The organism is Paenibacillus sp. GCM10023252, from assembly GCF_042653305.1.
Classification (GTDB): domain Bacteria; phylum Bacillota; class Bacilli; order Paenibacillales; family Paenibacillaceae; genus Pristimantibacillus.
Genome location: NZ_JBHSHW010000025.1, coordinates 42,518 through 62,959, shown reverse-complemented (window position 1 = coordinate 62,959; position 20,442 = coordinate 42,518). Strand labels below are relative to the sequence as shown.

The 20,442-nt window shown below is 50.0% G+C and carries 30 protein-coding genes; 2 read left to right on the top strand and 28 right to left on the bottom strand.

Annotated elements, in window-relative coordinates; all coding sequences use genetic code 11:
* Positions 1-185: 185 nt before the first annotated feature.
* Positions 186-407: a hypothetical protein gene (locus ACFO9Q_RS15145; protein WP_379183483.1), complete on the bottom strand. Its 222-nt coding sequence runs from the start codon at positions 405-407 to the stop codon at positions 186-188.
* Positions 408-551: 144 nt separating this feature from the next.
* On the bottom strand, positions 552-1,169 hold the full coding sequence (locus ACFO9Q_RS15140) for a stage II sporulation protein M (protein WP_379183481.1): 618 nt from the start codon (positions 1,167-1,169) through the stop codon (positions 552-554).
* 114 nt (positions 1,170-1,283) lie between these two features.
* Between ACFO9Q_RS15140 and pdaB the strand changes: the two genes are divergently transcribed.
* Positions 1,284-2,087: a polysaccharide deacetylase family sporulation protein PdaB gene (gene pdaB, locus ACFO9Q_RS15135; RefSeq protein WP_379183479.1), complete on the top strand. Its 804-nt coding sequence runs from the start codon at positions 1,284-1,286 to the stop codon at positions 2,085-2,087.
* An 11-nt stretch (positions 2,088-2,098) separates the two neighbouring features.
* Here the strand turns inward: pdaB and ACFO9Q_RS15130 are convergent, their stop codons facing one another.
* Positions 2,099-2,731: a KinB-signaling pathway activation protein gene (locus tag ACFO9Q_RS15130; protein WP_379183477.1), complete on the bottom strand. Its 633-nt coding sequence runs from the start codon at positions 2,729-2,731 to the stop codon at positions 2,099-2,101.
* 136 nt (positions 2,732-2,867) lie between these two features.
* Between ACFO9Q_RS15130 and gerD the strand changes: the two genes are divergently transcribed.
* The gene (gerD, locus tag ACFO9Q_RS15125) at positions 2,868-3,563 is read left to right on the top strand and encodes a spore germination lipoprotein GerD (protein ID WP_379183475.1); all 696 of its coding nucleotides are present in this window, start codon (positions 2,868-2,870) and stop codon (positions 3,561-3,563) included.
* 275 nt (positions 3,564-3,838) lie between these two features.
* Here gerD and ACFO9Q_RS15120 read toward each other — a convergent pair whose 3' ends face one another.
* From ACFO9Q_RS15120 to rplE, 25 genes are all read right to left on the bottom strand, one after another.
* Complete coding sequence (locus ACFO9Q_RS15120; protein WP_379183473.1) at positions 3,839-4,993, bottom strand: P-loop NTPase; 1,155 nt, start codon at positions 4,991-4,993, stop codon at positions 3,839-3,841.
* 170 nt (positions 4,994-5,163) lie between these two features.
* Entirely contained in the window at positions 5,164-5,946 is a 783-nt protein-coding gene (cwlD, locus tag ACFO9Q_RS15115) for an N-acetylmuramoyl-L-alanine amidase CwlD (protein ID WP_379183471.1), read from the bottom strand.
* Between the two features lie 187 nt (positions 5,947-6,133).
* Positions 6,134-7,300: a sulfate adenylyltransferase gene (sat, locus tag ACFO9Q_RS15110; RefSeq protein ID WP_379183469.1), complete on the bottom strand. Its 1,167-nt coding sequence runs from the start codon at positions 7,298-7,300 to the stop codon at positions 6,134-6,136.
* 48 nt (positions 7,301-7,348) lie between these two features.
* Positions 7,349-8,044, bottom strand: coding sequence for a phosphoadenylyl-sulfate reductase (locus tag ACFO9Q_RS15105; protein WP_379183467.1), 696 nt, complete (start codon positions 8,042-8,044; stop codon positions 7,349-7,351).
* 150 nt (positions 8,045-8,194) lie between these two features.
* Positions 8,195-8,587, bottom strand: coding sequence for a 30S ribosomal protein S9 (rpsI, locus tag ACFO9Q_RS15100; protein ID WP_379183465.1), 393 nt, complete (start codon positions 8,585-8,587; stop codon positions 8,195-8,197).
* 19 nt (positions 8,588-8,606) lie between these two features.
* Entirely contained in the window at positions 8,607-9,044 is a 438-nt protein-coding gene (gene rplM / locus ACFO9Q_RS15095) for a 50S ribosomal protein L13 (RefSeq protein WP_379183463.1), read from the bottom strand.
* Positions 9,045-9,254: 210 nt separating this feature from the next.
* The gene (gene truA, locus ACFO9Q_RS15090; protein ID WP_379183461.1) at positions 9,255-10,010 is read right to left on the bottom strand and encodes a tRNA pseudouridine(38-40) synthase TruA; all 756 of its coding nucleotides are present in this window, start codon (positions 10,008-10,010) and stop codon (positions 9,255-9,257) included.
* A 1,274-nt stretch (positions 10,011-11,284) separates the two neighbouring features.
* Positions 11,285-11,650 carry a 50S ribosomal protein L17 gene (gene rplQ, locus ACFO9Q_RS15085; protein ID WP_379183459.1) on the bottom strand — a complete coding sequence of 122 codons (366 nt, stop codon included), beginning with the start codon at positions 11,648-11,650 and terminating at the stop codon, positions 11,285-11,287.
* Between the two features lie 65 nt (positions 11,651-11,715).
* Positions 11,716-12,660, bottom strand: a complete 945-nt coding sequence (locus ACFO9Q_RS15080) for a DNA-directed RNA polymerase subunit alpha (protein WP_379183457.1) — start codon at positions 12,658-12,660, stop codon at positions 11,716-11,718.
* Between the two features lie 124 nt (positions 12,661-12,784).
* Positions 12,785-13,180 carry a 30S ribosomal protein S11 gene (gene rpsK / locus ACFO9Q_RS15075; protein ID WP_313998767.1) on the bottom strand — a complete coding sequence of 132 codons (396 nt, stop codon included), beginning with the start codon at positions 13,178-13,180 and terminating at the stop codon, positions 12,785-12,787.
* A 16-nt stretch (positions 13,181-13,196) separates the two neighbouring features.
* Positions 13,197-13,565 (bottom strand): 30S ribosomal protein S13, encoded by a 369-nt coding sequence (gene rpsM / locus ACFO9Q_RS15070; RefSeq protein ID WP_379183454.1) that lies wholly within the window; start codon positions 13,563-13,565, stop codon positions 13,197-13,199.
* A gap of 17 nt (positions 13,566-13,582) precedes the next feature.
* On the bottom strand, positions 13,583-13,696 hold the full coding sequence (gene rpmJ / locus ACFO9Q_RS15065; protein WP_122906754.1) for a 50S ribosomal protein L36: 114 nt from the start codon (positions 13,694-13,696) through the stop codon (positions 13,583-13,585).
* A gap of 40 nt (positions 13,697-13,736) precedes the next feature.
* Positions 13,737-13,952, bottom strand: coding sequence for a translation initiation factor IF-1 (gene infA, locus ACFO9Q_RS15060; RefSeq protein WP_015847200.1), 216 nt, complete (start codon positions 13,950-13,952; stop codon positions 13,737-13,739).
* A gap of 2 nt (positions 13,953-13,954) precedes the next feature.
* Positions 13,955-14,236, bottom strand: coding sequence for a hypothetical protein (locus tag ACFO9Q_RS15055; RefSeq protein ID WP_379183487.1), 282 nt, complete (start codon positions 14,234-14,236; stop codon positions 13,955-13,957).
* Positions 14,236-14,994 carry a type I methionyl aminopeptidase gene (map, locus tag ACFO9Q_RS15050; protein WP_379183451.1) on the bottom strand — a complete coding sequence of 253 codons (759 nt, stop codon included), beginning with the start codon at positions 14,992-14,994 and terminating at the stop codon, positions 14,236-14,238. Before map ends, ACFO9Q_RS15055 begins: the two co-directional genes overlap by 1 nt.
* A complete protein-coding gene (locus ACFO9Q_RS15045; RefSeq protein ID WP_379183449.1) occupies positions 14,994-15,644 on the bottom strand; it encodes an adenylate kinase in 651 nt (216 codons plus the stop codon). The genes map and ACFO9Q_RS15045 overlap by 1 nt, the downstream gene beginning before the upstream one ends.
* A gap of 86 nt (positions 15,645-15,730) precedes the next feature.
* Positions 15,731-17,029 carry a preprotein translocase subunit SecY gene (secY, locus tag ACFO9Q_RS15040; RefSeq protein WP_379183447.1) on the bottom strand — a complete coding sequence of 433 codons (1,299 nt, stop codon included), beginning with the start codon at positions 17,027-17,029 and terminating at the stop codon, positions 15,731-15,733.
* A complete protein-coding gene (gene rplO / locus ACFO9Q_RS15035) occupies positions 17,030-17,470 on the bottom strand; it encodes a 50S ribosomal protein L15 (protein WP_379183445.1) in 441 nt (146 codons plus the stop codon).
* A gap of 42 nt (positions 17,471-17,512) precedes the next feature.
* Positions 17,513-17,692 carry a 50S ribosomal protein L30 gene (gene rpmD, locus ACFO9Q_RS15030; RefSeq protein ID WP_379183443.1) on the bottom strand — a complete coding sequence of 60 codons (180 nt, stop codon included), beginning with the start codon at positions 17,690-17,692 and terminating at the stop codon, positions 17,513-17,515.
* Positions 17,693-17,705: 13 nt separating this feature from the next.
* Positions 17,706-18,203: a 30S ribosomal protein S5 gene (rpsE, locus tag ACFO9Q_RS15025; protein ID WP_379183441.1), complete on the bottom strand. Its 498-nt coding sequence runs from the start codon at positions 18,201-18,203 to the stop codon at positions 17,706-17,708.
* Positions 18,204-18,233: 30 nt separating this feature from the next.
* Positions 18,234-18,602: a 50S ribosomal protein L18 gene (gene rplR, locus ACFO9Q_RS15020; protein ID WP_379183439.1), complete on the bottom strand. Its 369-nt coding sequence runs from the start codon at positions 18,600-18,602 to the stop codon at positions 18,234-18,236.
* Between the two features lie 61 nt (positions 18,603-18,663).
* Positions 18,664-19,206, bottom strand: coding sequence for a 50S ribosomal protein L6 (rplF, locus tag ACFO9Q_RS15015; protein ID WP_379183437.1), 543 nt, complete (start codon positions 19,204-19,206; stop codon positions 18,664-18,666).
* 31 nt (positions 19,207-19,237) lie between these two features.
* Positions 19,238-19,636, bottom strand: a complete 399-nt coding sequence (gene rpsH, locus ACFO9Q_RS15010; protein ID WP_379183435.1) for a 30S ribosomal protein S8 — start codon at positions 19,634-19,636, stop codon at positions 19,238-19,240.
* 30 nt (positions 19,637-19,666) lie between these two features.
* Positions 19,667-19,852, bottom strand: coding sequence for a type Z 30S ribosomal protein S14 (locus tag ACFO9Q_RS15005; protein ID WP_379183433.1), 186 nt, complete (start codon positions 19,850-19,852; stop codon positions 19,667-19,669).
* 26 nt (positions 19,853-19,878) lie between these two features.
* Positions 19,879-20,421, bottom strand: a complete 543-nt coding sequence (gene rplE / locus ACFO9Q_RS15000; RefSeq protein ID WP_379183431.1) for a 50S ribosomal protein L5 — start codon at positions 20,419-20,421, stop codon at positions 19,879-19,881.
* Positions 20,422-20,442 lie beyond the last annotated feature (21 nt).

The following is a 20,442-nucleotide window of genomic DNA, read 5'->3' as shown; positions in this document are numbered from 1 at the left end:
GCTTTATTGCTTTCCGATCTTTCGATCGGGGCAGTTTCACTCGTTGTTCAGTTTTCAAAGAACAATTTCTTCTTCATTTCTTACTCTCGTCAACCGCCTATGTCTCAGCGGCGACAAGAAATAATATATCACAGACCGATAACATTATGCAACCCTTTTTTGCAAAAAAAGTTTATGCACTTAAATTACTTGTAATTACGGATGTTAAGGGCATAGCGGGAAAGTTCCTTAGGGGTCGCAATGCGGGCATACATACGGAAGATTATCTTGTAGCGGCGGGTAATGGCACCCTTAATATCGCCATCCAAGCGGGAGTCGTTCAGGTCAAGGAGCATCTCGTCCAGCTCTTTGCGCAGGACGTAGTCGAGTTCTTTGCATTCTTTGTCGTTGAATAGTATTCCGAGCATAACCGTAGCGGCCTCCTTATAGTTGAACAGCGAACAGCCCTAGAGATTCAAGCGTTACAGCCAGGGCGGGAACAAAAAAAGCGGCATCCTCGCTAAACGCGAAAGACGCCGCCTTACTGTTATGCTCAAATAATGGAAATTTTATTACAAAGAGATTAACCAAACGGTAAGAGTACTCTCAATAATAGAAGCTACAAGCATGGCCACGACTAGAATAACCATAATCGGGATAGTACGAACAACAAAGCTCTCTACAGAGGCAAACGCTCCTTGCTTGCGCCTGAGCACTTGGCCAAGTCCGCTTAGCACCAGTGTTCCGAACTTCATGCCGTACGCACAGGCAAGTACAATGGCTGGTATCTCAATCCACCCATGCGGGAGCAAGCCTCGAACGATAAGATCAAGGGTATAACCCGCTCCCTCTGCCATTAACGTATGGTGAATGAGGTAACCTACAACCATACCGTTCACAAGCAGGAACAACAGAGGTATGATGCCGAACAAGGCACCGAGGTACATAACGAAGATGGCCTTCACCGCATTGTTCAGGAAAATGATGATCATGAACATTAGGGTCGGGTTCGAAGAATCCTCAATGGAGTCCCCCATCTGCTTAAGTGAGTTCATCTGACCTTGGATGAAGGATTCGAATGCGGTATTCGTCCCCCCAATGATGATTCCGGCAAAAAACAGGATAAAGCCAAACCTGATATAAGGCAGCATGTCACGCAGATGATTGCGAATGGCGCTCCATTGAAACATGAGAGCATACCTCCTAGTCTATGGACGCTTGAAGGAAACAAGCATGAATAAGTTAGATGTACGAGCATAGATTGTACTAGAACAAGCTTACATTAGAGAGGAGAGCCCTTTAAGATGAACTTTTTCTACGTTATGAACGGAAGAAAGATTAAAAGGTATTTTTTCATCATGGCTGCCATTGTGTTCTCCGTGGGTGTCATCTATGCAGAGCGGGATAATATTACGGTGTTCGCCCCGCAGCAGCCAGCTGCCATCTACAGTGTTCCGACAGATAAGAAAGTCATTGCCCTGACCTTCGACATCTCATGGGGGGACAAGCGCACAGAGCCCATCCTTGATATTCTGAAGGAGAATAACGTGAAGCAGGCTACCTTCTTCCTATCCTCACCCTGGAGTCAATCCCATCCTGACATTGTCAAAAAGATCGTGGACGCCGGCTACGAAATTGGCAGCCACGGGCATAAGCATGACAACTACAGCAAGCTTAGCGACGAGGAGATTCGCACTCAGATTACGACGGCTCACTCTATCTTATCTAACCTGACTGGTAAAAAGCCTAATCTCATCCGTCTGCCTAACGGTGACTTCGACAAGCGTGTGCTTCGCATTGCGGAACAGCTGAACTACAAGGTCATTCAATGGGATACGGATTCCTTGGACTGGATGAACATCGGAACAGATAAGATTATTGACCGTGTCGTCACCAGAGCTCACAACGGAGATATCATCTTGATGCATGCAAGTGATTCCGTGAAGCAAACCCATGAAGCTCTACCTGCTATCGTTACCCAGCTGCGGGCAAAAGGCTACGAGTTCGTAACGGTGTCAGGACTTATCGCCCAGACCGAGGTGGATGGCAAGAGCGTTAACGAGCAAGCTCCCTCTACACTAGGTAACCGGTTGGATGCAGCAGAATAATACTTATGGTCCTATAGGGCCGGCTTGGCAGCTCCTTCTGCTGAGTCGGTCTTCGCTGTGCCTACGAGCCGGTGAAGCATCAGAATCTGGTAGGCATTGCAGAAGAAGAGCGGGATCATCATAAATACGATAGCCGACATGTTCGTCTCCCCATCGAATGATGGCCAAGCTTCAATGAAGGTCACGACGAACATGAGGAATAACGTGGGAACATATGCACTGCCGTTCGTCTGCTTCACCTTAATGGAAGCTATCCCTGCTGAGCCCAGAATGAGGAGCAGCGGAAGCAGCCAGAAGAACCAGTTATTCTCTCGATCTGTGAACAGCAAGTAGCCTAGTCCAATTACGGCAAATAATGTCGTGTAAGCTTGCAGCGCATTCCATAGATAGCTGCGTCGGAACACACTTAGTGCAATAAAGTTAAGAGTCAAATACGCAAAAAAGCCCATCTGGCTAAACGCGCCAAACATGACCCCTACGATAAGCATCATCATGGCATTAAAGCCTGTAGCCTTCAACCCGCTGATCTCCGCGAATTCGAAGTCCCCGGTTGTCCAATACATAATCAAACCGCTTATGACGGTGACAATGCCCCCTACGGCCATGCAGCTCCAGAATAGGAAGAACCATTTTCTTAAATTCATATGTGTAAACCCCCTTATTGTCACCCATTATTTTACCACGAACGGGCTAAAAAGCTAATGGATGTCCATGATAATCCCGTGAACATTGAAGCATAATACCGTTAGGTACCATGCTCAGAAGGGAGATTGTGAAGGAATGCGCAACTATTGGGCACATCTTGTCCTCATAACGGCTATGTTGTTCGTATTGACCAGCTGCGGAGCGGAACCATCCGGAGGCAGCAGTCAGCAGATGAGCTATAAAGATATGAAGTCGATGGTGATCGATATTCTGAAAACCGAGGATGCCCAGAAGGCACTCCAGGAATCTACCGCATCAGGATACAAAGGCTCTGGCGGTACGACTATGCTGTCCGTACAGGATCAGGAACAAGTCAGGTTGTCCGTGAAGGATGTCCTGGTCTCTCCCGAATATGACAAGGTCATTAAGTCCTTAATGACGGATACGAAGTTCGCTGGCGAATTCGCCAAGGCTGTTAACAAGCAGAACAAGGAGATTCACAAGGCGCTGCTCAAGGATCCAAGCTATCAAGCCGATCTCATCAAGGTCATGAAGAACCCGGAAATGGATAAAATGATTCTCGAGGTGCTTCAGAGCACCCAATATCGCAAGCAAGTGATGACGATGATGCAGGAGGCGATGGGCAATCCCCTGTTCCGGGTCGAAGTGCTCGATCTGATGAAGGAAGCTGTCCGAACGGAACTTAAGCCTAAGCCCGATGAGAAGGTCGAGAAGAAGAAGAAGGAAGAAGAAGATGGCGGTGAAGAGGACTCCGGTGGCGGTGAAGGCGGTAGTGAAGAAGATGGCGGCGGTGAAGACGGCGGGATGTAGATTAGCTTGTAAGTTGATCGCTGGACCGATTGGCTGGCATCGTGAGTGCAGGGATTGGTGAGGTGAGGTAAGGTAAGGTTGCGGAGATATGAAGGTTCACTAAGGCAGTTGTGAAAAAAAAGCCCAGCTTCGGTGATCCGCAATGATGCGGTTCATCCGGTGCTGGGCTTTTTGGTTGTGGAGTCGGTGTGAAGGAGGGCTTGGCAGTTAAGAGCTTAGAGATCGAAGGCTTGGAGCTGCGTGCTCCATTGCTTGAAGAGCTTCGAGCTTGTTCCCTATTGCTCGCACTTGGTTATGATGCGATCTGCCAGGTCGAGGTACAGCATGCCGATCTCTGTATCCTGCTTGTACACGGATGGTGAGAATTCCGGCTCGGTCGGCAGGTTGTCCGGTTGACCAAGCGGTATCTGAGCCAGCAGCTCGGAATTCAGAGATTCCGCCAATCGCCCACCGCCGCCTCTGCCGAAGATATACTCTGGCTGTCCATTGACTGGGTTCGTGAAGTGAGACATATTCTCCACGATTCCGATAATCTCGTGCTCGGTCTTGATCGCCATGGCTCCCGCGCGTGCAGCGACGAAGGCTGCTGTCGCATGAGGAGTCGTCACGATAATCTCCTTGCTCTGAGGGATCATCTGATGCACATCTAAGGCGACATCCCCCGTGCCAGGAGGCAGGTCGAGCAGCAAGTAATCGAGCTCTCCCCACTCAATCTCAGAGAAGAAGTTGCGAAGCATCTTGCCGAGCATCGGCCCTCTCCATACGATCGGAGAGTTGTCTTCCACGAAGAAGCCCATGGAGATGACCTTCACACCGAATCGCTTGATCGGGATGACGCGTTCATTCACGACCTCCGGCCGCTCTTCAATGCCCATCATATCGGGCACGCTGAAGCCATAGATATCGGCGTCGATGATGCCGACGCGCTTCCCTAGCCGGGCCAAGGCGACCGCGAGGTTCACGGTCACCGTGGACTTGCCGACGCCGCCCTTGCCGCTGGCGACGGCGATGAACTGCACCCCGCTGGCTGGATCCAGCAGCGGGTTAGACAGCCCAGCCCCGTGCCCCTGAACGGGCGGCGGGCTGGCAGTCTTGGCCGCGCCAGCGGCGGCAGCAGTAGCGCCTTGCGGAGCAGGCGCTTCACCCGCGCTGCCGCCAGGCGCGGTGCCGCGGGGCGCGAGCGCTTCCGCGCGCTCGTGATCGCCCATGGGGCGGAACCGGAAGTACACGGTTCCGGCCCCGGCGCGCACGAGCGCCTCGCGCAGCGCGGCTTCGAGCGAGGGCTTCGCCTCCTCGCTCGAGGTCAGGACCGTCAAGGATACCTGACGGTCCTTGACCATGACGTCGCGGATGACGACAGCATCCGCGTTCGTCCCGAAGGCTGCGGCCGCTTGCTCAGCGGCGGCAATCACTTGTTCACGTGTTAACATAGAGAGTCCCACCTTTATGTAGTTGCATTTTTTTAATAGGGATAGATTGTAATCATTATAACATAGCAGGCTGGGGAATGCTTCTCCGCAGGTGGGCAGATCTCAGGGTGTGGAATGGTGTCGTTCATGTGGTTCATGCTCTTGGTCAGCCGTGTTACGAGTTACATCCGCTATTCCAGCTCTTGCTGCCCCGTTGCAGCTGCTGGAACCTTCTCTCCCGCACAGAATCTGAGAATGCCTTGGTACACGGACGCTGCAACCTGACGCTGGTAATTCGCATCGGCAAGGAGCTGGGATTCACCAGGATTGGACAGGAACCCTACCTCAACCAGTGCGGTTGGCATCTCCTCCAGCGCCTTCAGCAGGTAGACCGTATTCGCCGTAGCTGCGATACGCTTCGTATTCTCCAGATTGCGCTTCATCTCATCTTGAATCAGTGCGGCTAACCGCTGATTATCCGGATGGTTCGGGTAGAAGAACGTCTGAGCGCCAGACCACTTCGGTGAAGGTATGCTGTTCATGTGAATGCTTAAGACTAACGTCGGCTTACTCTCTCGTATCTGTTCAACCCGCCTCAGCAGATCCTCCGTCTTGCGCTTGCTGTATGCTCGTGTCCCTTGATCGGCAAGATCATAATCGCCCTCGCGGGTCATGATGACAACAGCTCCTGCTTCCTGAAGATAATCACGAAGCTGGAGTGCTATAGCGAGATTGAGATCCTTCTCAACCACTCCTTGCTTGCTCACAGCCCCACCGTCTGCTCCGCCATGCCCTGCATCTATGGCAATGGTCTGGCCGGACAGCGGCAGCGTCCAATACGTCCAAGTCCGTGATACGGGCATGTCCTGAGTGAGCAATATGGCTGTCAAGAGGACGACGAACACTCCTACGGCTATTCGAAGCGCTCCTCTGTAGTTCATCCAGATGACGAGACGACTTCTCCGTCGGCGCATAATAATACAACCACCCCATTCCTTAAGCTGATGCCACGTACATTGCACTTATCGCATAATCGGAGCTGATCATGGGATAAGCCTGTACTCTGTATCATCTTATGGGACGAGGTGGTTGATTATGTTACGTTAGATTGGATTAAGAGAATACGTTACTCTACTCATCTAGAGCTTAGAGCAATCTGGTCTAGCCTACTGGCTGCTCCGACATGCCTTCGATTAGAATCTTAGCTACCTCAGGACGGGAGAACTCTGGTGGCGGGCATATGCCGTCACGAAGCAGTGCGCGAACCTTCGTACCGGACAAGGTCAGATGCTCGGACTTGTCATGAGGGCAAGTCTTCGTCGTGGCCATATTGCCGCACTTCTGACAGAAGAAGCTGTGCTCGAAGTATAGCGGTGTGATGCCAAGATCTTCAGCCGGGATGGAACGCAGCAGATCTTGGGCTTCATAGGTGCCGTAGTAGTCGCCTACTCCCGCATGGTCACGGCCGACAATGAAGTGCGTGCAGCCATAGTTCTTCCGAACAATCGCGTGGAAAATCGCTTCGCGAGGACCAGCATAACGCATAGCTGCCGGGAACACCCCTAGGAAGACTCGGTCTGCAGGGTAATAGTTGTCAAGAAGCGCCAAGTAGCTCTTCATTCGAACGTTCGCCGGCACATCGTCGGACTTCGTCTCGCCGACTAACGGATTCAGGAACAGCGCATCTACAATCTCCATAGCTGTCTTCTGAATGTACTCATGCGCACGATGAACAGGGTTGCGTGTCTGGAAGCCTACAACGGTCTTCCACCCCTTCTCTGCGAACATCCGGCGAGTCTCTGAAGGATCGAAGTAGAACTCTTGGAACTTCTCCGGCTGAGGGCGGTTAAGCACCGTAATGGCTCCGCCGATATAAGTGGACGGGCGAGCAAGAAGCTTCTGAACACCTGGATGCTCCAGATCATCAGTCTTGAATACTTGAACCGCCTCATGCTTCTGATCCGCTTCGTATATACTATTAATATCAATCGTTCCGTACAGTATGCCATCTTCACCCACAAGCGCTGCACGCTGTCCACGTGTTAGCTTCGCGGCTGTAGCTTCATCTACCGATAAGGTCACTGGAATGCTCCATACCGTCCCATCTGCAAGACGCATGTTGTCGACTACAGAGCGGTAATCCTCTTCATTAAGGAATCCAGTCAGCGGAGAGAAGGCACCTACACCAATTAGATCTAGATCCGAGATGGTCCATGTGTTAATTATTATCTGCTGCAGGCTGGCTGCTTCACTTATCAGCGTGTCCCGCTCAGTTCCAGCTGCGACCCGGTTAACCAGAACGCCGCCATGAGGTTGAATAGTACTCATTATCAGTCATTGCCTCCTAGAATCTTATGCTAATGAATCGCTTATGAATTATTTATGAAGTCCGCATTCTGTCTTCTCAGATTCTGCCCAGCGTCCGGCACGCGGATCTTCACCTGGCATAACCTGACGTGTGCATTGCTCACAGCCGATACTTGGGTAGTTCTGATCATGAAGCGGGTTGTAGATGACATCATTGTCACGGATGTAATTCCACACATCCTCATTCGTCCAGCTGGCAATCGGGTTGAACTTGATGAGACCGAACTTCGTATCGTATTCAACCTTCTTCGCATTCGCCCTCGTTGGCGCCTGATCACGTCTGATGCCTGTAATCCATGCATCATACTTGGACAGGATTCTCGTGAGCGGCTCTACCTTACGGATGTTGCAGCATGCATTCGGGTTGCTCTTCCATAGCTCCTCCCCATGTGCAGCAGCCTGCTCCTCAGGTGTAATCTCCGGCTTCACTTCGACGAATGGAATGCCTGGGTAACGCTCTATTAGGCGGTCACGAGTCTCATACGTCTCTTTGAAATGGAAGTCCGTGTCCAGATAGAAAATATCCGTGGTCGGGCTAATCTTCTGCAGCATGTCAACGAGTACAACATCCTCGGCTCCAAAGCTGCAAGCAAAAGTCATATTCGGAAATGCTTCTACCGCATAGGCGATAATCTCTTGCGGCGTTGCATTCTCAAGCTCTTCTGCTTTCTGCTTCACTAGCGCTTCTTTCTCAAATAAGTTCATGTGATGCCCCTCCGTTATTAATTCCTAGTAAAATGATAAGTATTAATTAAGATTATACGGCTTAACGGTATTTTGTTCAATGAATTGTTTGTGCCCATTATATGAAAAAATACCTTTCCTGTAACCAGGAAAGGTATCGATGTAGGCATATTAACGCTTGGAGAACTGTGGAGCGCGACGTGCAGCCTTTAGGCCGTACTTCTTACGTTCCTTCATACGAGGGTCACGAGTGAGGAAGCCAGCACGCTTAAGCGCTGGGCGAGTCTCGCCGTCAACCTTCAGTAGTGCACGGGAGATCCCGTGACGGATAGCACCAGCTTGGCCAGACATTCCGCCGCCGTGAGCGATAACCAGAACATCATATTTACCTACTGTGTCAGTAAGTACAAGTGGTTGCTTAACAATCAGCTTCAACGTTTCTAGACCGAAATACTCGTCAAGATCACGCTTATTGATAACGATGCGTCCTTCACCCGGCACGAGACGTACGCGTGCAACAGAGTGTTTACGACGACCGGTTCCATAGTATTGTACTTGAGCCATGAAACTGTCCTCCCTTTAATTACCCGCGAAGTTCGTAAACTTCTGGATTTTGTGCTTGATGCGGATGAGCCGTACCAGCGTAAGCTTTAAGTCTTAGCTTCATTCTGTCGCCTTGACGAGTTTTCGGAAGCATGCCGTGTACAGCAAGCTCGATCACGCGCTCAGGAGTTTTGTCGATCATGACTTGGGCCGGAGTAACTTTCAGTCCGCCTTGGTACATCGAGTGACGGTAGTACATTTTGTCAGACATCTTCTTACCAGTAAGTACAATCTTCTCGGAGTTGATTACGACAACGAAGTCGCCAGTATCAACGTGCGGAGTGAATTGTGGTTTGTGCTTGCCGCGAATCAGGCTTGCAACTTCGCTAGCCAGACGGCCGAGCGTTTTGCCTTCAGCATCAATGATGAACCATTTGCGTTCAACTTCGCTAGGCTTAGCCATATAGGTGGTACGCATGGATGTTCCTCCTTTAGTTCTCTTTACAAGTTCTCATTTAATATAACAACGTTTCCGTGTGTTGTATTTCATTTCAATAGTTATTCGTATTCGCCAAGTTTGTGAATTCCTAGTCGGGGCTGTGGGATAGCCACTAAGAAAGCACAAGTTATATATTACTACATCGAGCGGGCTAAATCAACCCATTATTCGAATGGAATATACATGAATTCACAAACTTTGTTGCAGCTCTGCATATTCCACTTCCCACAGCATAAGAGCATGCGGCATTGCCGTTGGCCCAGCCAGCGACCGCTTCCGTCCCTGGAGTATACGTGTCATCTCCGAAGGCGCCAGCTTGCCTTGTCCGACCCACAGCAGCGTGCCCATAATGACCCTTACCATATTGTATAAGAACCCGTTGCCCGTAATGAAGGTATGAAGAATGCTGCCCTCTTGCCTCATCTGGACGTCATAGATGGTTCTAATATGATGAGGCTTCGTCGAATGGATCGAAGTGAAGGACGTGAAGTCGTGCTCCCCTACGAGCAGACGCAATCCCTCAAGCATCGCCTGAACATTAAGAGGAGTTGGATGATGATAGGCATAATGGCGATAGAACACATCAGGGAACTTAGCGAGATCGATGGAGTACCGGTACGTCTTGCGCTTCGCCGAGCGCCTGGAATGGAAGTCCAGCGAGACCTCATGAGCCTCTAGAACAACAATATCCTTAGGCAGCCTCGTATTCAGCGCAATTGCCCATCGCTCAGCAGGGATCGAAGACTCCGTATGAAAATTACACACCTGACCGCGCGCATGAACCCCCGCATCCGTCCGGCCAGAGCCGATAAGCAGGATATCCTCGCCGGTCAGCTTCTGAAGCGCAGTCTCAATCTCTACCTGGACGGTTCGTCCATAAGGCTGAGACTGGAACCCATTGAATTCGCGGCCGTCGTAGCTGACGATTATCGCAACATTACGCATACACAACCCTCCTTCCCTTAAACTAAGGGACTATTAGGGCGCTGCCCTTATACCCGTGGACGATGCTCAGGGCTTCGCCCTTGCGACCCGATAGCGACTAAGGGCTTCGCCCTTCGACTCCATAGAGCTTAGGGCTCCGCCCTTGTAACCCTCTCTTGCCCATCCCCCTAAATCCCCCTTCATAAGGGGGACCCCAGGGCAGCTGCCCTTGGAACCCGCCAATTGGCGTGCCTGCCACGTCAGAACAATCTTGTTCTGACTGTGCATTGCCCGCTATTATCCTGCCTGCGGCAGGAGGCGCTCCCAGTTAGAGGTGTCTAGTTACCCAAGGGCTTAGCAGCCGCAACCAAGGCACTATCCCCCTAAATCCCCCTTCATAAGGGGGACCCCAGGGCAGCTGCCCTTGGAACCCGCCAACTGGCGTGCCTGCCACGTCAGAACGCTCTTGTTCTGACTGAGCAATGCCCGCTAATATCCTGCCTGCGGCAGGAGGCGCTCCCAGTTAGAGGTGTCTAGTTACCCAAGGGCTTAGCAGCCGCAACCAACCCGTTAACCATTAACCTAGTTACTATAAAGGTTTAATGGCTTTAAAGGCCGCTAGGCGCGTTATAACACAGGTTGTCGGGGCAGCAGGCGCGGATTAGCCGCCTGCCAGCCCCTGCTCCCTACATCACCCTTGAGGGGAGATGGACGGGTTGGGAGCGGAGTAGGGTGTGGGGTGGTGAGAGTTTACGTCCTGCCTTTTCAGTCGAGTTATATCCATCAGATATAATCCTAGTAACTCGACTGGAACAGCAGGCTCACGCCCCATACCTCTACGCAGCCCCGCCCGGCCATTGCCCTGAAAGAGGTGATTTCACCCTTGAGGGGAGATGGACGGGTTGGGAGCGGAGTAGGGTGTGGGAGTGTGAGAGTTTACGTCCTGCCTTTTCAGTCGAGTTATATCCATCAGATATAATCCTAGTAACTCGACTGGAACAGCAGGCTCACGCCCCACACCTCTACGCAGCCCCGCCCGGCCATTGCCCTGAAAGAGGTGATTTTACCCTTGAGGGGAGATGGACGGGTTGGGAGCGGAGTAGGGTGTGGGAGTGTGAGAGTTTACGTCCTGCCTTTTCAGTCGAGTTATATCCATCAGATATAATCCTAGTAACTCGACTGGAACAGCAGGCTCACGCCCCACACCTCTACGCAGCCCCGCCCGGCCATTGCCCTGATAGTCTAGGTAAGATGTGCAATAAAAAAAGGTGGCCTCAAGGGTCCACCCTTCCTTATTAACCGCGATCCACTAGTTCCAAGAATACCATAGGCGCTGCATCGCCACGGCGGGGTCCCAGCTTCAGGATGCGAGTGTAACCACCTGCACGCTCCGAGTAGCGAGTAGCTAGTTCAGAGAACAGTTTTTGGATTGCATCTTGCTGTCCATCGATAGATTCACGACGAACGTAAGCAGCCACTTGACGACGCGCGTGAAGGTCACCCTTCTTCGCTTTCGTGATTAGCTTTTCAGCGATCGAACGAACTTCTTTCGCTTTTGCTTCAGTAGTCTGAATGCGCTCATACAGGAAAAGGTCAGTAACGAGGTCACGGAACAAAGCTTTACGTGAGCTAGCGTCACGGCCCAATTTGGAATATGCCATTGAATTTCCCCTCCTTCTATAATACCTGCCAAGTGACAGATATTAATTTCTCAAGCTGTCGGTCTCTACTCTTCCATGCGCAGGCCTAAGCCCAGCTCTTCCAGCTTCTCTTGAACTTCTTCGAGGGATTTACGGCCCAGGTTACGGACCTTCATCATATCCTCTTCGGATTTCGTAATCAGCTCTTGAACGGTGTTAATGCCAGCACGCTTCAAGCAGTTGTAAGAACGTACGGAAAGATCCAGTTCCTCGATAGTCATCTCTAGAACTTTTTCTTTCTTGTCTTCTTCCTTCTCGACCATGATTTCCGCGTCTTTGGCTTCATCGGTCAATCCAACGAACAAGTCCAAGTGCTCGGTCAAAATTTTAGCGCCGAGGCTTACAGCCTCTTCAGGGCGAATACTGCCATCGGTCCATACTTCAAGAGTTAATTTGTCGTAGTTAGTTACCTGGCCAACGCGTGTATTCTCAACGCTGTAATTGACACGAGTGATTGGCGTGTAAATCGAATCAACGGGAATAACACCAATCGGTTGATCGTCCTTCTTGTTGCGGTCCGCTTGCACGTAGCCGCGTCCCCGATTGGCGAATACCCGCATATGGAGCCGTGCGCCGGAGGCCAAGGTTGCGATGTGAAGATCAGGGCTTAGTATTTCAACATCGCTGTCTGCGCGAATGTCGCCCGCCGTAACGTTCCCTTCGCCCTCTGCGTCAATTTCCAACACCTTCTCTTCGTCGGAGTGGATCTTGAGCGACAGGCCTTTCAGGTTCAGAATGATCTCGGTAACATCCTCAATCACTCCAGGAACCGTAGAGAACTCATGAAGCACTCCATCGATCTGAACCGAGGTGACTGCTGCACCTGGCAATGACGACAATAGAATTCGGCGCAGCGAATTCCCAAGCGTTGTGCCATATCCGCGTTCCAGCGGCTCTACGATGAATCGTCCGTAAGTTCCTTCTTCATTCAAATCTACGGTTTCAATTTTCGGCTTTTCGATCTCAATCACTAATAGTACCCTCCTTCAAACGTCGCTCCGTTACAACCCGTATTATCGGTCAAATCACGTAGTATGCCAAACCTTCACAACCATTATTCACAAGTTGTTGTTATTTGATACCACTGCGAACGAACTATACGCGACGACGTTTCGGCGGACGGCATCCATTATGCGGGACCGGCGTTACGTCTTTAATCAGGTTAACTTCAAGGCCTGCTGCTTGCAGTGAACGAATTGCCGCTTCACGGCCTGCGCCTGGACCTTTAACCATAACTTCGACTGTTCTCATGCCATGCTCCATCGCTGCTTTAGCTGCAGATTCTGCTGCCATTTGAGCTGCGAACGGCGTGCTCTTACGGGAACCTTTGAATCCAAGGTTACCAGAGCTTGCCCAAGAGATTGCATTCCCGTGCGGGTCAGTGATCGTTACGATTGTATTGTTGAATGTCGAGCGGATGTGCGCTACGCCAGTCTCAATATTTTTCCGATCGCGACGTTTCGTACGAACAACTTTTTTAGGTTTAGCCATTGTCCTTTATCCCCCCTTATTTCTTCTTGTTAGCTACAGTCCGACGAGGACCTTTGCGGGTACGAGCATTCGTCTTCGTGCGTTGACCGCGAACCGGCAAGCCGCGACGATGACGGACACCACGATAGCAACCAATTTCAATCAAACGTTTGATGTTGAGAGAAATTTCGCGACGCAGATCGCCTTCCACTTTAACCGATTTATCAATCGCTTCGCGCAGGCGGCCTAATTCATCTTCAGTAAGATCACGAACACGAGTATCTTCGCTTACTCCAGTCGTGCTTAGAATTTTCTGGGAAGTAGTTTTACCAATCCCGAAAATGTACGTCAGGGCAATAACAACGCGCTTATCACGCGGTAAGTCTACACCAGCTATACGTGCCATATGTCGTTAACCCTCCTTTATCCTTGTTTTTGTTTGTGTTTCGGATTTTCACAAATCACCATAACGTTGCCTCTACGACGAATGACTTTGCATTTCTCGCAGATCGGCTTAACCGAAGGTCTAACCTTCATTGTGATTACCTCCCGGATCTTTCGGTCCTAAGCGATAAGCTTACTTCCGATAGGTGATGCGACCTCTTGATAAATCATAAGGAGATAACTGAATAACCACTTTGTCTCCTGTCAGAATACGAATAAAGTGCATTCTGAGCTTACCGGATACATGTGCTAGGATCTGATGACCGTTCTCCAGCTCTACCTTGAACATTGCGTTCGGCAACGGTTCAATGACCGTACCTTCGACCTCAATGACGTCTTCCTTGGCCACCGTCATTCTCCTCTCGCTTGCGCATACTTCTGAATTACATAACGTAACTTGGCATTGGTTACTCGGCCGGCTTCTTGGATGCTGCTTGTTACTTCGCTGCTGATGGCCGTCTGTAGCTCGAGGTGAAGGACATTCTTCTTCTTAGGTGTATCGAATCTTCGCTTGTCGCCATCGGCGATTAGGACAAAGCGTTCGTCTACCAATCCAATGATGACAGCATAGCTGCCTTCGTCCTTGCCTCGCAGAACCTTGATGAGTCGACCAACTTGCGGCTGCAGATCCATCATTGCTGTGGCTTCTGCAGTGTCAAGATCTCGTACCCGTTCTCCGTTACGGCAACCGTATGCTCGAAGTGAGCACACCATGTACCGTCTACTGTTACAACCGTCCAGTTATCTTCAAGCGTCCGGACATACCGTTCACCGATGTTAACCATAGGCTCTATAGCAAGCACCATACCCGGCTTCAGACGCGGACCTCGATCTGCAGGGCCGTAGTTCGGAATCTGGGGCTCTTCATGAAGATCGGCACCAATTCCATGACCTACATACTCCCGAACGACGGAGAATCCAGCTTCTTCAATCACGGTCTGAATGGCATGCGATATCGTAAACAATCTGACATCAGGCTTAACGAGCTCTAGTCCTGCGTACAGAGACCGCTCGGTAACGTCCAGCAAGCGCTGAGCCTCATCGGATATCTTCCCAACCCCGTAGGTCCAGGCCGAATCCCCGTGGAACCCTTCGTACTGAGCCCCAATGTCAATGCTTATTATATCGCCTTCATTCAGCTTGCGAGATCCAGGAAACCCATGCACGAGCTCGTCATTCACAGAAGCGCATATGCTGGAAGGAAAACCATTGTAACCTTTAAAAGATGGAATAGCACCTTGGCTTCGAATGTACTTATCCGCAATCTGATCAAGCTCACGAGTCGTGATGCCTGGTGCAACTGACTGTGCCATTAACCGGTGCGTCTCCGCTACAATACGTCCAGCTTCCCTCATCAACTGAAGTTCTGCTTCGGACTTGCAAATAATCATTACAGTGAACCTCTCAAATAGGAAGCAATGTCAGCTGTAACCGCATCGATTTCCTTCTCTCCATCGACTTCTCGAAGGAGGCCTTTACCACTGTAGTAGTTAAGCAGCGGCGCAGTTTTGGAGATATACTCATCTAATCGTGTGCCAACCTTCTCTTCCGTATCATCAGAACGCTGATACAATTCACCGCCGCACTTATCACAAGTGCCATCTTGCTTCGGTGGATTGAACATCACGTGATACGTAGAGCCGCATGCTTTACAGATGCGTCTACCCGTCAGACGGGCAAGCAGCAATCCACGATCTACTGTCAAGTTCACAACATGGTCAATGCTGCGATTCATCTCCGTAAGCATGCCATCAAGCGCTTCAGCTTGCTGCAGCGTACGAGGGAATCCATCGAGCAAGAACCCTTTATTACAATCATCTACGAGTAGACGTTCACGTACGATTCCGTTCGTAATCTCATCAGGAACGAGCAAGCCTTGATCGACATACTCCTTCGCTTTGAGGCCAAGCGGTGTTCCTTGCTTCATAGCAAGACGGAATGCATCACCAGTTGAGATGTGTGGTATACCGAATTCCGCAACGATGCGTTCAGCTTGCGTTCCTTTACCGGCTCCCGGAGGACCCATGAATAGAATGTTCATTCTGTGTTCCTCGCTTTAAGCACAATAGGCCCCTGTCGGGCTCTTAAGCACCTTGCGATGCCTAGAGGCCCGGTCAGAACCTAATGTTATTTATTGATAAACCCTTTGTAATGGCGTTTGATCAACTGGCTCTCAATCTGCTTCATCGTATCAAGGGCAACCCCGACCACAATCAGCAGCGACGTTCCGCCTAGCTGTACGGTTCTCGGTAAGCCTGCCAGAGCACCAAGTGCTACCGGTAGTACAGAGATGAACGCTAGGAAGATTGCGCCTGATAGTGTAATACGGGACATGACACGAGTAAGGTAGGAAGACGTTGGCTTGCCCGGGCGAATGCCTGGGATATATCCGCCGTTCTTCTTCATCTGATCTGCCATTTGTACGGGATTGATCTGGACGAAGGTATAGAAGAAGGTGAACCCGATGATTAACAATACATACAAGACCATACCAAGCGGCTTGTCATAGTATAGATTGCTAATAATCCAGTCTGCCCAATCCTTGCCTGCCCAGAACTGAGCAATCGTAATCGGGAACATAATGAGCGACACTGCGAAGATAACCGGAATAACACCTGCTCCGTTCACCTTCAGCGGAATGTGCGTCGACTGTCCGCCGTACATCTTCCGGCCAACAACACGCTTCGCGTATTGAACCGGAATCTTACGAATCCCTTGCTGAACGAAGATAACGAGTACGATAACGGCTATAACCACCGCAACGATCGCTACAATCTTAGCAATGCCCCAGAAGATCTGCTCCGTGCCAACGAATTGGTCGGTGTAGATCGTACGAATGTGACCCGGCAATCCAGCAGCGATGGCTGCGAAGATTAGAATCGAGATTCCATTGCCGATGCCTCTCTCCGTTATCTGTTCCCCTAACCACATGAGGAATGCTGTACCTGCGGTTAGAATAACGGCGATAACCAGGTAATCTACGAAGGTAGCTCCTACAATCATCTCATTGCCGTATGAGCGGTTGAAGCCGATTGCTGTTGCAAAACCTTGTACCAGACCTAGAATAATTGTTCCATAGCGAGTGATCTGCGCCAGCTTGCGCTTGCCGTTCTCGCCTTCCTTCGCCCATTCCGCGAACTTCGGAATAACATCCATCGTTAACAGCTGTACGATAATCGAAGCTGTAATATAAGGTGTAATACCGATTGCGAAGATGGAGAATTGGAACAACGCGCCGCCAGAGAACGTGTTGAGCAAGCCGAACAATTCCGTTCCAGCTTGATCAACTTGTTTGAATACTTCTTTATTGACACCTGGCACCGGTATGAAGGAACCGATACGGTAAATGAGCAAGATGAATAGAGTGAAGAGGATCCTCTTGCGAAGATCTTCTACCTTCCATATGTTGGACAAGGTCTTGAACAATTAGATCACCTCGGTTTTACCACCGGCAGCCTGGATTTTCTCTACCGCAGATTGAGAGAACTTGTTTGCTTTTACAGAAAGTGAAACCGTGATTTCCCCGTTACCCAAGATCTTAATGCCTGCCAGAGAATTTTTGACGATTCCCTGCTCAAGTAGAACTTCTGGCGTGACTTCGGTTCCTGCAGCAAAGCTGTTAAGCTCTTCAATATTCACAACGGCGTACTCTTTACGGAAGCGGTTGTTGAAGCCGCGCTTCGGTACACGACGATACAAAGGATTCTGACCACCCTCGAAGCCTGGACGGACACCGCCGCCAGAACGAGCATTTTGACCCTTGTGACCGCGACCGGAAGTCTTACCCGTACCGGAACCAATACCGCGACCGATACGTTTACGTACCTTCGTCGAACCCGGAGCAGGTTTGAGTTCATGCAATTTCATCGTTCGTACACCTCCTTAATAATTGTGTCTTAAGGTTTTATCTTATACCTCTTCAACTTTAACCAAGTGGCTGACATGAGTAATCATGCCGCGAATGGCCGGGTTGTCGTTCTGAACAACCGAAGTGTGAAGCTTGCGAAGGCCTAGTGCTTGAACCGTTGCGCGCTGCTTCTCGTTACGGCCGATCAAACTGCGAACGAGGGTGATTTGCAATTTTGCCATCGTATTCCCCTCCTTAACCTAAAAGCTCTTGTACGGTTTTTCCACGCAACTTCGCAACATCTTCCGCACGCTTCAGACGGGATAGTCCTTCAAGCGTAGCGTTAACCATGTTCATGGAGTTGGAAGAACCAAGAGATTTTGTCAAAATGTCGCCGACGCCAGCAAGTTCAAGAACTGCACGAACCGGGCCGCCTGCGATAACTCCAGTACCTTCGGAAGCTGGCTTCAGAAGAACTTCTCCTGCACCGAAATGTCCGATGACAAGGTGAGGAATCGTAGTGTTCACTAGAGGTACATGGATCAGGTTTTTCTTAGCATCTTCGATACCTTTGCGGATTGCATCAGGTACTTCAGAAGCTTTACCGATCCCTGCGCCTACGTAGCCTTTGCCGTCACCGACAACTACTAGTGCGCTAAAGCTGAAACGGCGTCCGCCTTTTACAACTTTAGATACGCGGTTGATATGGACAACTTTTTCAGTCAGTTCTAACGTATTCGGATCTACACGCAAGTCGTTTAACCTCCTTATAAATAAAGTCGATTAGAATTCAAGACCAGCTTCGCGAGCTGCGTCTGCAAGGGCTTGAATTCTGCCGTGATACAAGTAACCACCGCGATCAAATACGACGTCTTTAACGCCTTTCTCTTGAGCGCGTTTCGCAATCAGTTCTCCGACTTTGCGTGCTGCTTCGACGTTGCCGCCGTTGCCGATCGCTTCAGCAAGCTCTTTGTCCACAGTGGATGCAGATGCTACTGTTACGCCTTGCACATCGTCGATGATTTGCGCGTACATATGCTTGGAGGAACGGAATACAGACAGACGCGGACGTGCAGCTGTTCCGTTGATTTTTTTACGAACACGAAGGTGTCTTTTCAGACGCGCTTTGTTTTTGTCGCCTTTCGTAATCATGCTTTTGTGTCCTCCTTTCCCTTAACCTTATGCCGCTATTGTAAGCTCACGATAAAGTGGCTTATTTCTTCTTACCGGCTTTACCTTCTTTACGGATGATGCGTTCGCCTTCATACTTGATACCTTTACCTTTGTAAGGCTCAGGCTCACGTACGGAGCGGATTTTGGCAGCAGTTGCGCCAACTAGCTCTTTGTCGATACCGCGAACGGTAATCTTGGTGTTAGCAGGGACTTCGAATTCAATACCTTGATCGGGAACAATCTCCACTGGGTGAGAGTAACCTACGTTCAGTACGATTTTATCACCTGTTTTGTTAGCACGGTAACCTACGCCTACAAGCTCCAAGTTTTTGGAGAAGCCTTCAGTTACCCCGCTCACCATGTTCGCGATTACGCTGCGAGTCGTTCCATGAAGGGAACGGTGCAGTTTATTATCGGAAGGACGATCTACTTGGATTTCGTTCTCTTGTACATTCACGATCATATCTTTGTGAAGGGTACGAGTAAGCGATCCTTTCGGTCCTTTAACTGTAATTACGCTGTTATCCAAGTTTACAGATACGCCAGCAGGCACTTGGATCAGTTTGCGACCAATACGGGACATTGTTACACCTCCTGTCTTTATGACTTGTTTCTTACCACACGTAGCAGACGACTTCGCCGCCTGATTTCACTTGACGAGCTTCTTTATCGGTCATAATCCCTTTGGACGTGGAAATGATAGCAATTCCTAGGCCGCCCAGAACACGAGGGACTTCAGTCGATTTTGTGTATACACGCAGACCTGGCTTGGAGATACGCTTCAGACCAGTAATTACGCGCTCTTGGTTCGGGCCGTATTTCAAGAAAATACGGATAATCCCTTGTTTGTTGTCCTCGATATACTCAGCATCGCGGATAAAGCCCTCGCGCTTAAGAATCTCTGCGATTTGCTTCTTTGCTTTCGAAGCGGGCATTTCCACGGTTTCATGACGCACTACATTCGCATTACGAATGCGCGTCAGCATATCTGCAATCGGATCAGACATAACCATTGTGTTAACCTCCTTCCCGAACTAGGCTGATTACCAGCTTGCTTTTTTAACGCCAGGAATCTGGCCCTTGTATGCTAACTCACGGAAACAAATCCGGCAAATTTTGAACTTTTGCAAAACAGAATGCGGACGGCCGCAACGCTCACAGCGCGTATAAGCGCGGACTTTGAACTTAGGTGTGCGTTGTTGCTTCACTATCATCGAAGTTTTTGCCACTGGGTATTACACCTCCTAGAAGTGGATTACTTCGCGAACGGCATGCCCATTTGGGTAAGCAGCTCACGAGATTCTTCGTCCGTTTTTGCCGTCGTGACGATGACGATGTCCATACCGCGTACTTTATCGACCTTGTCATACTCGATCTCTGGGAAGATCAGCTGCTCTTTCAAGCCAAGCGTGTAGTTCCCACGACCGTCGAATGCTTTGTTCGATATACCGCGGAAGTCACGTACACGCGGGAGAGAGATGTTGAACAGCTTATCAAGGAAGTAGTACATACGCTCACCGCGAAGTGTTACTTTAACCCCGATTGGCATGTTCTCACGCAATTTGAATCCAGCGATGGATTTCTTAGCTTTTGTGATTACTGGCTTTTGACCAGAGATTAGACGAAGCTCTTCAACAGCAACATCAAGAATCTTAGAGTTAGAGACAGCCTCACCAACACCCATGTTGATAACGATCTTCTCAACTTTAGGTACTTGCATCACAGTTGTATAGTTGAACTTCTGCATCAGAGCAGGTGTGATCTCATTCAAGTAACGATCTTTTAATCTTGCAGCCATGTTCTATGGACCTCCTTCCTA

Bases quoted from the DNA above. Each gene is read 5' to 3' on its own strand.
- rpmJ (WP_122906754.1), bottom strand. From the start codon at position 13,696: ATGAAGGTTAGACCTTCGGTTAAGCCGATCTGCGAGAAATGCAAAGTC.
- rplF (WP_379183437.1), bottom strand. From the start codon at position 19,206: ATGTCCCGTATTGGTCGCAAACTGATCCAAGTGCCTGCTGGCGTATCT.
- ACFO9Q_RS15120 (WP_379183473.1), bottom strand. From the start codon at position 4,993: ATGTTAACACGTGAACAAGTGATTGCCGCCGCTGAGCAAGCGGCCGCA.
- rplR (WP_379183439.1), bottom strand. From the start codon at position 18,602: ATGATTACGAAAGGCGACAAAAACAAAGCGCGTCTGAAAAGACACCTT.
- pdaB (WP_379183479.1), top strand. From the start codon at position 1,284: ATGAACTTTTTCTACGTTATGAACGGAAGAAAGATTAAAAGGTATTTT.
- rpsH (WP_379183435.1), bottom strand. From the start codon at position 19,636: ATGGTTATGTCTGATCCGATTGCAGATATGCTGACGCGCATTCGTAAT.
- rpmD (WP_379183443.1), bottom strand. From the start codon at position 17,692: ATGGCAAAATTGCAAATCACCCTCGTTCGCAGTTTGATCGGCCGTAAC.
- rpsK (WP_313998767.1), bottom strand. From the start codon at position 13,180: ATGGCTAAACCTAAAAAAGTTGTTCGTACGAAACGTCGCGATCGGAAA.
- ACFO9Q_RS15130 (WP_379183477.1), bottom strand. From the start codon at position 2,731: ATGAATTTAAGAAAATGGTTCTTCCTATTCTGGAGCTGCATGGCCGTA.
- rplM (WP_379183463.1), bottom strand. From the start codon at position 9,044: ATGCGTACCACCTATATGGCTAAGCCTAGCGAAGTTGAACGCAAATGG.
- ACFO9Q_RS15045 (WP_379183449.1), bottom strand. From the start codon at position 15,644: ATGAACATTCTATTCATGGGTCCTCCGGGAGCCGGTAAAGGAACGCAA.
- rplE (WP_379183431.1), bottom strand. From the start codon at position 20,421: ATGGCTGCAAGATTAAAAGATCGTTACTTGAATGAGATCACACCTGCT.
- ACFO9Q_RS15140 (WP_379183481.1), bottom strand. From the start codon at position 1,169: ATGTTTCAATGGAGCGCCATTCGCAATCATCTGCGTGACATGCTGCCT.
- ACFO9Q_RS15105 (WP_379183467.1), bottom strand. From the start codon at position 8,044: ATGAACTTATTTGAGAAAGAAGCGCTAGTGAAGCAGAAAGCAGAAGAG.
- rpsI (WP_379183465.1), bottom strand. From the start codon at position 8,587: ATGGCTCAAGTACAATACTATGGAACCGGTCGTCGTAAACACTCTGTT.
- ACFO9Q_RS15055 (WP_379183487.1), bottom strand. From the start codon at position 14,236: ATGGATCTGCAGCCGCAAGTTGGTCGACTCATCAAGGTTCTGCGAGGC.
- rplQ (WP_379183459.1), bottom strand. From the start codon at position 11,650: ATGGCATATTCCAAATTGGGCCGTGACGCTAGCTCACGTAAAGCTTTG.
- rpsM (WP_379183454.1), bottom strand. From the start codon at position 13,565: ATGGCACGTATAGCTGGTGTAGACTTACCGCGTGATAAGCGCGTTGTT.
- gerD (WP_379183475.1), top strand. From the start codon at position 2,868: ATGCGCAACTATTGGGCACATCTTGTCCTCATAACGGCTATGTTGTTC.
- map (WP_379183451.1), bottom strand. From the start codon at position 14,994: ATGATTATTTGCAAGTCCGAAGCAGAACTTCAGTTGATGAGGGAAGCT.
- sat (WP_379183469.1), bottom strand. From the start codon at position 7,300: ATGAGTACTATTCAACCTCATGGCGGCGTTCTGGTTAACCGGGTCGCA.
- cwlD (WP_379183471.1), bottom strand. From the start codon at position 5,946: ATGCGCCGACGGAGAAGTCGTCTCGTCATCTGGATGAACTACAGAGGA.
- truA (WP_379183461.1), bottom strand. From the start codon at position 10,010: ATGCGTAATGTTGCGATAATCGTCAGCTACGACGGCCGCGAATTCAAT.
- ACFO9Q_RS15145 (WP_379183483.1), bottom strand. From the start codon at position 407: ATGCTCGGAATACTATTCAACGACAAAGAATGCAAAGAACTCGACTAC.
- rplO (WP_379183445.1), bottom strand. From the start codon at position 17,470: ATGAAATTGCATGAACTCAAACCTGCTCCGGGTTCGACGAAGGTACGT.